We start from the raw sequence: 11,816 nt of genomic DNA on the forward strand, positions 1-11,816 counted from the left end.
CTAGCTGCATTTCACCGTCAAACAACTTATCACTAAATACTCATCCTATAAATGGATAGTTTTCCCTAATTGTGTAGCCGCCTGTGCTTATTATATTGGGCTTTCGTAATTCAGGTTGAAATAAACCCGCTTCTGGTTGACGCGGGAGCGATTCATGAGGTAGCTCCCTATTTGAAGGAGCAACATTATAGCCGGGTCATCATTGCGGCGGATGCGATTACTTACGAGATTGCAGGCAAAAAGCTGGAGGAAGCCATAGCCGCACTGGGCATTTCTGTTCATGTTACAAGCTTAAAGCCGGATCGCCAGTGCGATGTGATTGCCGATGAAGCTTCAATCGTGCAGCTCCTGCTTGATATTCAGCAGCAAAAGGCGCAGGTTGTCATCGCGGCAGGCTCGGGAACCATTCATGATATTTCGAGGTACGCAGCCTATACGGCTAGCATTCCCTTCGTTTCCGTACCGACAGCACCGTCTGTGGACGGCTTTAATTCCAAGGGCGCTCCAATTATCATTCGCGGCGAGAAGAAGACGATTGCCGCGATTGGACCCGATGCGATATTTGCAGATTTGGACATACTCGCGAACGCGCCGGCTGCGATGGTAGCAGCCGGCTTTGGCGATATGCTTGGCAAATATACGTCGCTTCTCGACTGGAGCTTCGGAGCATCGGAGGGAGGCGAGCCGTATTCCGAGGAGGTAGCCGAAATTACTCGGATCGCGCTGACCAAATGCGTGGAGCATATCGGCCTTATTGCACGCCGCGATCCCGAGGGCATTCGCATACTAATTGAAGCGTTGATAGAGTCGGGACTTGCGATGCTGCTGTTCGGCCAGTCGCATTCGGCGTCAGGCGCGGAGCATCATCTGTCGCATTTCTGGGAAATGGAATATATTCGTCTCGGCAAAAGACAACTGCTGCACGGCGCGAAGGTTGGCGTGGCTTGCGCAGAAATTTCCAAGCTCTATCACCGTCTTTCGGCAGAAGAGTCTGGGCTAGCTTTCACAGCTAACCCCGAGAGAATTCGAGAGGCGATTGCTGCTCTTCCCAGGGAAGGAATGATTCGCGGATGGCTAAGGCAGGTTGGCGGGCCGTCTACGACAGAGGAGCTTGGCGTCGATGAGGAGCTGCTTATGCGCAGCCTGGTGGAAGCTCATCATGTAAGGCCGAACCGCTACACGCTGCTTCGCGCTTACAATTCGCTTTAGTTTCTGCTTACATAAAAGGCTCCGTCCCATTCAATGGGGCGGAGCCGTTTTACAATAGTGGGCGATAGTGCTCTAAAGATTCTCTTATTGGATTCGATGTGGATACTCATTACTTGCTTTTCTAATGAAAAAGCAGCGGTCATCCTTGAACATGAGTTGAGTTCCATGCTCAAGGCTGCCGCTGCCTTTTAGTTTTTTAGAAATTGAAGTTGTCTGGGTCCGGGCCAAAACGGTGATCTCGGTTAAGCGCGCTGATTTGAGCCACTTCCTCAGCTGTTAGAGCAAAGTCGAAAATATCCGCATTTTCCTTCAAGCGAACCGGATTAATCGATTTTGGAATCGTAACAACCTCGTTCTGAAGATCCCAGCGAAGCACGATCTGAGCAGGCGATTTGCCGTATTTGGCGCCAATGTCTGCGAGGACGCTCTGATCGAGATTGCCTTGCATAAGCGGGCTCCAAGCCATCAGCTGAATGTTGTTGCTCTTCGCGAAAGCGTGAAGCTTCTGCTGCGTTAGAAGCGGATGATATTCCACTTGATTGACCATTGGTACAACCTCGCCGGAGGCGATAACATCCTGCAAGTGATGGATTTGGAAGTTGCTGACGCCAATGGCGCGTACATATCCGTCACGGTAAAGCTTTTCAAGGGCGCGCCAGGTTTCGGTATATTTATCTTTGACCGGCCAATGGATAAGGAGCAAATCAACGACTTCTATGCCGAGCTTGCGTCTGCTGTCCTCGAATGCCGTAAGCGAGGATTCATATCCTTGATGCGCATTCCAAATTTTTGTCGTTATGAAAATTTCGTCGCGAGCGATGCCGCTGTTGCGGATGCCGGCGCCTACGCCAGTTTCATTATTATAAGCTGCTGCCGTATCGATCAGTCTGTAGCCTTCTTCGATCGCAGTGGCAACCGTTCTTTCCGCCTCGCCGTCATCTTTTACCTTCCATACGCCAAGGCCGAACCATGGCATCTTAACGCCATTACTTAAAGCGGTGGATTCGATACGTGCATTTGTCATGTGCAAACGACCTCCAAATTATAGTGATAATTCTAAAATGGCTTTAACATCCTGTTTCTCCAAACGCTTGAAAGAGCCGATAGCGCCGTAACGAACGGCTTCCTCTGCCATGCGGTCAAGCTTGTCGCTTTCGATCTCGAAGTCGGCAAGACGTGACTCAGCGCCAATGCGTGTGAAGAAATCACGTGTCGCTTGAATGCCTTCAAGAGCAATTTCCTGATCTGTTTTGCCTTCCGGATTAACGCCCCATACGCGTGTTGCATATTGGACGAAACGATCAATGCGCGCTTCATGCACATATTTCATCCAGTTCGGGAAAATTACAGCTAGGCCAGCGCCATGCGGGATATCGTAGATCGCGCTTACTTCATGCTCAATGCCATGCGAAGCCCAATCGTTGGTCATGCCAACGCTAATAAGTCCGCCGTTGAGTGCCATCGTGCCGCACCACATCAGGTTGGCGCGAGCGGCAGCATCCTCCGGATTTTCAAGCGCAATCTCTACATTTTCGATAACCGTTTGCAAAATGGATTCGCAGAAGCGCTCCTGCAGCGGCGTGTTTTCAGTTAAGCTGAAATATTGCTCGAATACATGCGACATAATGTCAACAGCGCCGTTAACCGTATGATTGCGAGGTACCGTAAAGGTAAGCGTTGGATCAAGAATCGAAAATTTAGGATACGCATAAGGGCTGGTAAAGGCGCGCTTCAGGTTTTCTTCCCAGTTCGTTACAACGGAGGAGCCGTTCATTTCAGAGCCGGTTGCAGCAAGCGTAAGGATCGTACCAAGCGGAAGCGCTTTTTCGATTACAGCTTTGTTTGTGAAGAAATCCCATACATCACCTTCATAAAGAACGCCCGCAGCAATTGCTTTGGCAGCATCGATCACGCTTCCTCCGCCAACGGCAAGAATGAAATCCACACCTTCTGTGCGGCAAATATCGATTCCTTTGTTTACTGTGGATAGGCGAGGATTTGGTTCAATATTTGAAAGCTCGTGTACCTTGATGCCAGCTTCGTTAAGTAGGCTGAACGTGTTGTCGTACAAGCCAGTTTTCTTTATGCTGCCTGAGCCGTAAACGAGAAGAATCGTTTTACCGTATTTGGAGGCTAGCTTACCTACTTGATTCGCCGTGCCTTCGCCGAATACGATGTGAGTTGGATTTACAAATTGAAATGAATTCATGACTTACCTCCTAAGGGTGTTTGGATAACCAGAAAAGCAACTAAACATCTTCAAAGTTATGTATACGCCGTCTATTTTAGTGATATTGAAAATAAATGTCAAGTTTTTTTACATTAATGCATTGAAAGGATAACTTTTAAGTTATATAATGGGGGCAGTAGATAGAGCAAAGGGGAAGCGGGAATGGAAGTCGAAGTCAGCAGTCGCAATATGAAGTTTCTTGAATGCTTTTCATCTCATACGCGGGTTAAAATGATTGAATTGCTCAGCGTGCAGCCAATGAATATAAAAAGCTTGTCCGAAGCGCTAGATATAAAGTCTCCTATAGTAACGCGGCATATTCATATGATGGAGGAAGTCGGTATTGTACGGTGCGAGAGTTTGCCGGGAAAACGAGGCATGCAAAAGATCTGTCATTTGCAGCTTACACAAGCCATGCTCCTATTTAAAGGAGCGCCGGTTGTGGATGAATCGAAACGGTATATCGTGTCGATTCCGGTTGGCCATTATTCATCCTGTCAGATCAAGCCAACCTGCGGTCTTGCAAACGATACCCAAATGATCGGAATGTGTGATGATCCGCGATATTTTGCCGATCCAGAGCATGTCCATGCCAAGGTGCTGTGGTTTGGCTCAGGCTACGTGGAATATCGTATTCCGAATTATATGGTCAATAATGAAACGCCGGAATCGCTGGAAATATCGATGGAAATTTGCTCTGAAACACCTTGCAGCGTGAATCATCTGCCGTCTGATATTGCCTTTTCGTTAAATGGCGTCGGTATTGGCACATGGACGTATCCCGGAGATTTTGGCAGCACGCGAGGCCTGTACACGCCAGAATGGTGGCACAAAAATATTCAGCATGGCCTGATCAAGACGATCCGCGTTAACGCTCAAGGCTCCTTCATTGATGGCATCCAAGTTTCGAATGTCACGATCGATCAGCTAATGCTGGCTTATGACAAAGAAATTTTGTTCCGCATTTCATGCAGCGCGACAGCTAAAAACTGCGGCGGCGTCACACTGTTTGGCAAAGGCTTCGGCAATTACAATCAAGATATTGAAATGACGCTGCGCTGTCATTAGCAGTAAGGCAAGGGATGACTTGCGCTGTCAGTAGCAGCAGTTTAAGGGCGCCTATAGGTCTAATGTGACCTTGCGGGGCTTTTTTTATTTGTCTTTTGGTCATTCAGTCGATCGAGTGTTCGATCAGCTTTCGCTTGTTTTACGTCTAACGGTGAAGGAAAGCTCCGTCTTACGTTGCACTAAATGAAATAGAAACCTTACATCGAGGACGAAAGGAGCGGCTACATTGCAGAAATGCATTAGAAAGAGCCTCTTATGAGGTGAATGCGAGTTAGCTGTAATGTAGTTAAGAGTGTGTAGTTCTATATGCACAAATTCCAGCAGTAACTATGTCTTTCTTTAATAGAAGAGGAAGAGCATAAGTAGCATCATAAGGTAAAGGTTTGTCCAGCAGTATTCAGAAAGAAAGGAATGAATCGCCGCATGCATGGTGAGATCAGTTGGTTTCAAGGCTGGTCTTTTTTTGTGTTTTTATATCTTTTTTGTTTCTGTTTTGCTTCTTTATTGCTTCTGTTTATATATCTTCTATATTTCCGTTTATGTTTGAAAATTATATATTCAAAAACAAACAAATATGTTAAAATCAATTCAAACAAATACAAAACATCATTCGGAGGTATATTTATGGTACAAAGCTTATGGGAAAATGAAAAAGCATCGCAGCTTGAAGGCGGATTAGCTGAGCTCGTTTATCGCTCCAACATTATTGGCGCAGATCGCCGGGTATGCAATTACGGTGGTGGCAACACGTCAAGCAAAACGATCGTAAAAGACTTCCGCGGCCGTGATGTCGAGGTCATGTACGTGAAGGGCAGCGGCTCGGATTTGGCTTCGATGAAGGCGGGCAACTTTACCGGCCTGCGCATGGATGATATTCGTCCATTGTTTGAGCGCTCCGAAATGCCTGATGAAGAGATGGTTGCTTACCTTGTCAACTGTATGATCGATTCAAAGCACCCGCGCGCGTCTATCGAAACGCTGCTGCATGCATTTCTTCCTTTTAAGCATGTGGATCATACACACCCGGATTCTATTATTAGCTTGTGCTGTGCGGATAACGGCAAGGCGCTTGCAAAAGAAATTTTCGGCGACCGCTTCGTATGGGTTCCTTATGTTCGTCCTGGCTTCAACCTGTCGAAAATGATTGCCGAAGGCGTTCTGGCTAACCCGAATGCGGAGCTTGTGCTTATGGAAAAGCACGGCCTTGTAACATGGGGCGAGACGAGCGAGGAATGCTACGCGCAAACGATCAAAATCATTTCCGAAGCGGAAGCGTTCATTGAATTCCGCTTTGACGAGGCGTCGCTGTTCGGCGGCGTGAAATACGAAGTACTTGAAGCGGATGTGCGCAGAAGCGTTGCCGCACAAGTGATGCCAACGATTCGCGGCGCGGTTAGCGATGCGAAAAAAATGATTTTGACCTTTGATGATGAGGCGGATGTGCTTGCTTTCGCAAGTGGACAGGATTCACCGCTATTGTCCCAGGTTGGCGCTGCTTGCCCGGATCATCTGGTACACACGAAGGTCGTTCCATTATTCATAGACTGGACGCCTAATTCAGAGGATATCGACGGCTTGAAAACGAAATTGTCAGATGGAATCGCAGCCTATAAAGAACAATATAAAGCTTACTTCGAACGCAACAAAAACGAAGGCGACGTTATGTTCGAAGCAGCGCCGCGCGTCATTCTTATTCCAGGCATCGGCATGATCAATACGGGCAAAAGCTGGGCGATGGCGCAGGTTAGCGGCGCGCTTTATCACCGCGCGATCGCGGTTATGCGCGGCGCAACAGCGCTCGGCGATTTCGTATCGCTTAGCGAGAACGAATCGTATAACGTGGAATACTGGCCGCTTGAGCTTTACAAATTGTCGCTTGCTCCCGCAGAAACCGAATTTTCGCGCAAGGTTGCCTTCATTACGGGCGGCGCTGGCGGTATCGGCAGCGAAACGGCTCGCCGCCTTGTATCGGAAGGCGCGCATGTCGTGCTTGCAGATCTTAATCTTGAAGGCGCGCAGAAGGTTGCCGCTGAAATTAACGAGAAATACGGCGATCACCGTGCGACTGCAGTTAAAATGGATGTAACGAGCGAGGAGCAGGTTGTAGCAGCTTACGCGGAGACTGCGCTTGCATACGGCGGCGTAGACATTATCGTCAACAACGCGGGCCTTGCGACTTCCAGCCCGTTCGATGAGACTTCGCTTAAGGAATGGAACCTGAACATAAACGTGCTCGGGACTGGCTACTTCTTGGTAGCGCGCGAAGCTTTCAAATTGATGAAGCAGCAAAGCATTGGCGGAAACATGGTGTTCATTGGGTCGAAAAACTCAGTGTACGCGGGCAAAAATGCATCCGCTTATAGCTCTGCCAAAGCGCTGGAAGCCCATTTGGCGCGCTGTATCGCAGCTGAAGGCGGCGAGTTCGGGATCCGAGTGAACACGATTTTGCCGGATGCGATTTTGCAGGGCTCGGCGATTTGGAATGGCAGCTGGCGCAATGAGCGTGCAGCGGCATACGGCATTGAGCCGGATCAGCTGGAAGAATATTACCGCAAGCGCACAACGCTGCTCGTCAACATTTATCCGCGCGACATTGCTGAGGGCATTGCGTTCTTCGCATCGTCCAAAGCAGATAAAACGACAGGCTGTATGCTGACCATTGACGGCGGCGTACCTGCAGCATTCACTCGATAGGAGGTTTGATGCGATATGTTTCAAGCGCGAGGAGAAAAGTCTTGGTATATTCCCGATGGGTATATTCCGCCAGAAAGCACGGGAGCACTTACCAGCCATGAATCAATATGCGTCCTGAACTGTTCCTCGGAAGAAGCAATGATTCGAATAACCATATTTTTTGAGGATCGCGAGCCGATTGAAGATATTGTGGTTGTTGTAAAAGGCAGACGCACGAATCATATCCGCACAAGCTCATTGAAGAAGGAGGGGGCGTCGATTCCAATCGGCGTTCCTTACGCCATCGAGGTGCAGAGCGATATTCCGATCATCGTACAATACAGCCGCTTGGACTCTACACAAGCTGAGAACACACTAATGTCTACGATGGCTTTTCCAATGAAATAATGACTATAGATGTGAAAGGGTGTTTCAAAATGTCCGACAAAGCTTATAGGTTATTTGAGGAACAGCAGCAAGCTAGAGGCATTCATATAGATGAAGTGAAAGCGAAATTGAAAGCGCTCAAAATCGAGACTCCGTCATGGGGCTACGGCGATTCCGGTACGCGCTTTAAGGTGTTCCAGAAGGAAGGCGTTCCTCGCAATCCGTTCGAGAAATTCGAGGATGCTGCGCAGGTGCATAACTTGACGGGTCTTGCACCATCGGTTGCGATTCACATCCCTTGGGACAAGGTTGACGATTACAGCAAGCTAAGAAGCCATGCAGAGGGGCTGGGGCTAGCGATTGGAGCGGTCAATCCGAACCTGTTCCAGGATGAGGATTATATGCTCGGAAGCGTTACGAATTCGGATGCCGCTATACGCCGGAAAGCAACCGATCATTTGCTGGAATGCGTTGATATTGCCAAAGAAACCGGCTCGCGCGATATTAGCCTATGGTTCGCCGACGGGACAAATTATCCAGGCCAAGGCCATATCCGCAAGCGCAAAGGCTGGATGCAGGAAGCTTTGACCGAAATGTACACTGCGATGACGCCTAACATGCGTATGCTTATTGAATACAAATGCTTCGAGCCTGCGTTTTATCATACCGATCTGGCGGATTGGGGGATGGCTTTCAATTTGGCGCAAAAGCTGGGGCCGCAAGCAGAGGTGCTTGTGGATACGGGGCATCACTTGCCAGGCGCCAATATCGAGCATATCGTCGCTTATTTGATCGACGAGAAACGCCTCGGAGGCTTCCATTTCAACAGCCGCAAATATGCCGATGACGATCTGATTGTCGGCTCGGTGAATCCATATGAGCTATTTTTGATATTCTATCAGATTCTAAATGGTGCTAGCGATTCGGATGCTGCCATTCGCAGCAATGTGGAAAATATCGCTTATATGATTGACCAATCACATAATATCGAGCAAAAAATTCCGGCTATGCTGCGTTCCGTTCTGAATGTGCAAACCCAATTTGCGAAGGCGCTGCTTATCAACCATGACGAAGTAAACGAGGCTGCTGAGCGCAATGATGTTTTAGGCGCTGAGGATGCTGTTCGCCGCGCATTCGAATTTGATGTAACGCCGCTATTGCACGCAATTCGCGAAGAGCAAGGGCTGCCGCTTGATCCGATGAAAGCTTATCTTAGCAGCAGCTACGGCAAAGACATAATGGTGAGAGGCAAGGGCGGTGCCAGCTGGTGACCATCCTCGCTTATGATCTCGGGGCGAGCAGCGGAAGAGCACTGCTCGGAAGGCTGAATAACGGCAAGATCGAGGTTGAAGAGCTGCACCGTTTCTCGAATGACCCGGTGCAGGTCGGCGACCGGCTGCAGTGGGATATTTTGCGGCTCCTGCATGAGCTCAAGCAAGGTCTGTTTATGGCGAAGCATCGCGGCATTAAGCTGGATAGCATCGCGATCGATTCCTGGGCAGTCGATTTTGGCTTGATCGGGAGCAATGGAGAGCTGCTTGGCAATCCTTATCATTATCGCGATCATCATACGGATGGCGTTATGGAAGAGGTTGCCTTAGAGCTGACGGCATCTGGCATTTTTGAGAAGACAGGCATTCAGTTTTTGCCTTTTAATACGATTTATCAGCTTGCGGCCTTGAAGAAAGCCGATTCGCCGTTATTGCGCGATGCGAAGCATTTTCTGATGATACCGGATTTGCTCCGCTATTTCTTGACTGGCGAAATGTTCAATGAATTTTCCAATGCGACGACGACTCAGCTGTATAATCCGGTATCCGGCAGTTGGGATGAATCGCTGATTCGCGCGATCGGCATCTCACCGGACTTATTCGGCACGGTCGTACAGCCAGGCGCGCGAGTTGGCAGCTTGCGGCAATCTGTCTGCGAGGAGCTGGTCGTCGAGTCCGTTCCCGTCTATGCAGTCGCAGAGCATGATACAGGATCAGCGGTTGCAGCTGTACCTGCGCTAGATCGCTCGTTTGCTTACTTAAGCTGCGGCACATGGTCTCTCATGGGGACTGAGGTGCAAAAGCCTGTTATTAATGAGCTGGCTCAGCAGCTTAATTTCACGAATGAAGGCGGCGTTTACGGCACGTATCGCTTGCTGAAGAACATTATGGGCTTATGGATTTTGCAGGAGTGTAGACGTTCATGGGAACGTGCAGGAATTACTTACACTTTCCCCGAATTAGTTAAGCTGGCTAATGAAGCGAAGCCGCTTGCTGTATTCATCGATCCGGATGATCCGTTATTTCTTCACCCAGGCGATATGCCGGCAAGAATAGCGGAATATTGTTTGCGCACAGGGCAAATGCCACCAGAGGATAAGGGAGCAATCGTCCGCTGTATCTTGGAGAGTCTAGCGCTCAAATACCGGTATGTGCTTGAGCTGACGGAGAGGCTGTCAGGCCAAACCTTCAGCGGTCTTCATATGGTTGGCGGCGGCATTCAGAATACGCTGCTTTGCAAATGGACAGCAAATGCGATCGGCAAGCCCGTATGGGCTGGACCTGTGGAAGGCAGTGCGATTGGCAACATGATCGTGCAATGGATTGCCAGCGGCGAGCTTGCTGATATTTGGGAAGCGCGCAAAGTTATTCGAGAGTCCTTCCCGGTTGAAGTGTATGAGCCGGAGCAGCGTGAGGCTTGGGAGAATGCCTATGTCGCTTTTAAAGAAAAAACGGGAATCGCCTAAACGGTAATTCAAATATAAGACAGAAAGAGGTACGCTATGCTAGTCCAGGAACGATACGATAAAATTGTACAGCTGGTAAATGAGAGGGGCAGCATCCGTGTAACGGAACTGAGCGAGCTATGTCAGGTGACCGAAGAAACGATTCGGCGCGACCTTGACCGCTTGGAGCAAGCCGGACGTTTGCGCCGCTCCCATGGCGGTGCGGTTAGCGTAAAGGATCAGCAGCCGGAAATTCCGTATTTCGAGCGGGAGATCACGCATGCGGAAGAGAAGAAGCGTATCGCAGTGGAAGCGATTGGGTTGATTCAGCCAAAGGATCGCATTCTGCTTGATGCCAGCTCCACAGCTTGGTATATGGCGGCAAGCATGCCGGATATTCCGCTGACGGTGCTTACCAATTCCATTAAAGTAGCAATGGAGCTGAGCAGCAAGGAGAAGATCGAGGTGATTTCTACTGGCGGCATTTTGGCCTCGCGTTCCTTGTCCTATGTCGGGCCATTGGCAGAGCGTTCTCTCGATGCGTATCATGTAGATAAAGCGTTTTTCTCGTGCAAAGGCGTCCATCTGGAGCGAGGCGTCAGCGAATCGAATGAGCTGCAGGCGCGCATCAAGCACAAAATGGTCGGCATGGCGGATCAGGTGATCCTGCTCGCCGATTCCAGCAAATTCGGCGTCCAAGCGTTTACGCATGTCGCTGAATTGAGCGATATCGATACGATTATTACCGACAGGCGCTTATCGGCTGAGCTGTTGTTGCAGCTCAAGGAAAAGCAAATTTCGGTCACGACGGTATAGGGCATTTCGGCGCTGGCTTCAGCAGAAGCGCAGCGCTGTTTTTGTAAGCGGAAGGGTTTGTTTACAGCTCTGAATAGGTTCTTGAAGAGCTAGAAAGTAGTCTGCAGTCACCCGATTGGTAGCTGTAAGCGCATATGTGTTCTTACAGGTCTCAAAGTAATATTTTATGGTGGCATTAAGAACCTATAGGTTCTTAAAGAGCTAGAAAGTAGTCTGCATTCGCTCGATTGGGAGCTTTAAGCGCATATGTGTTCTTACAGGTCTCAAAGTAACATATTAAGGTGGCTTTAAGAACCTATAGGTTCTTAAAGAGCTGGAAAGTAGTCTGCAGTCGCTCGATTGGGGGCTGTAGGCGCATATGTGTTCTTACGGCACTCGAAGTAACATTCTATTTAGCCCCTATTTAGACTTGGACAGTACACCCCTTACTTAGATACAATGAAATCAAGCGGAGGGGAACACAATATGACGAAGAAACAGTACGACTTAAACTTTAAGAAAATGGTTGTTGTTAAGGGCAAAGAGATTGGCAATATGACAGCGGTAGCGCGTCAACATGAGCTTGATCCTAAGATGGTTCTCAGATGGGCTAGAGAGTTAAACCGTAAGGATCTGGATCAGTTGGACGGGAACAGCATCAAGCAAGCAAAGTTTGTTCCTACTGCAGAAGATTATGCACAGCTTGAAAGAGAAAATGAAAAACTAAAGAAGCTCTAT

At 48.8% G+C, this 11,816-nt stretch carries 10 protein-coding genes; 8 read left to right on the plus strand and 2 right to left on the minus strand.

What is annotated here, in order from left to right; translation table 11 throughout:
• Positions 1-171 precede the first annotated feature (171 nt).
• The gene (locus AC1TPC_RS26350) at positions 172-1,209 is read left to right on the plus strand and encodes a sn-glycerol-1-phosphate dehydrogenase (RefSeq protein WP_482069691.1); all 1,038 of its coding nucleotides are present in this window, start codon (positions 172-174) and stop codon (positions 1,207-1,209) included.
• Positions 1,210-1,405: 196 nt separating this feature from the next.
• Here AC1TPC_RS26350 and AC1TPC_RS26355 read toward each other — a convergent pair whose 3' ends face one another.
• On the minus strand, positions 1,406-2,233 hold the full coding sequence (locus tag AC1TPC_RS26355; RefSeq protein ID WP_482069692.1) for an aldo/keto reductase: 828 nt from the start codon (positions 2,231-2,233) through the stop codon (positions 1,406-1,408).
• Between the two features lie 18 nt (positions 2,234-2,251).
• Entirely contained in the window at positions 2,252-3,418 is a 1,167-nt protein-coding gene (locus tag AC1TPC_RS26360; RefSeq protein WP_482069693.1) for an iron-containing alcohol dehydrogenase, read from the minus strand.
• Between the two features lie 183 nt (positions 3,419-3,601).
• Between AC1TPC_RS26360 and AC1TPC_RS26365 the strand changes: the two genes are divergently transcribed.
• The 7 genes from AC1TPC_RS26365 to AC1TPC_RS26395 all read left to right on the plus strand — a co-directional run.
• Positions 3,602-4,507 (plus strand): ArsR/SmtB family transcription factor, encoded by a 906-nt coding sequence (locus AC1TPC_RS26365; protein ID WP_482069694.1) that lies wholly within the window; start codon positions 3,602-3,604, stop codon positions 4,505-4,507.
• Between the two features lie 624 nt (positions 4,508-5,131).
• Positions 5,132-7,201 carry a bifunctional aldolase/short-chain dehydrogenase gene (locus AC1TPC_RS26370; protein ID WP_482069695.1) on the plus strand — a complete coding sequence of 690 codons (2,070 nt, stop codon included), beginning with the start codon at positions 5,132-5,134 and terminating at the stop codon, positions 7,199-7,201.
• A 15-nt stretch (positions 7,202-7,216) separates the two neighbouring features.
• A complete protein-coding gene (locus AC1TPC_RS26375) occupies positions 7,217-7,588 on the plus strand; it encodes a sensory rhodopsin transducer (protein ID WP_482069696.1) in 372 nt (123 codons plus the stop codon).
• A 29-nt stretch (positions 7,589-7,617) separates the two neighbouring features.
• The gene (gene rhaI, locus AC1TPC_RS26380; RefSeq protein ID WP_482069697.1) at positions 7,618-8,838 is read left to right on the plus strand and encodes an L-rhamnose isomerase; all 1,221 of its coding nucleotides are present in this window, start codon (positions 7,618-7,620) and stop codon (positions 8,836-8,838) included.
• A complete protein-coding gene (locus AC1TPC_RS26385; RefSeq protein WP_482069698.1) occupies positions 8,835-10,304 on the plus strand; it encodes a rhamnulokinase in 1,470 nt (489 codons plus the stop codon). The genes rhaI and AC1TPC_RS26385 overlap by 4 nt, the downstream gene beginning before the upstream one ends.
• Before the next feature lie 36 nt (positions 10,305-10,340).
• Positions 10,341-11,099, plus strand: coding sequence for a DeoR/GlpR family DNA-binding transcription regulator (locus tag AC1TPC_RS26390; RefSeq protein WP_482069699.1), 759 nt, complete (start codon positions 10,341-10,343; stop codon positions 11,097-11,099).
• Positions 11,100-11,564: 465 nt separating this feature from the next.
• Positions 11,565-11,816, plus strand: a 252-nt coding sequence (locus AC1TPC_RS26395) for a transposase (RefSeq protein WP_482069700.1), incomplete at its 3' end; no start/stop codon positions are given.

The organism is Paenibacillus sp. Y280, assembly GCF_056786335.1.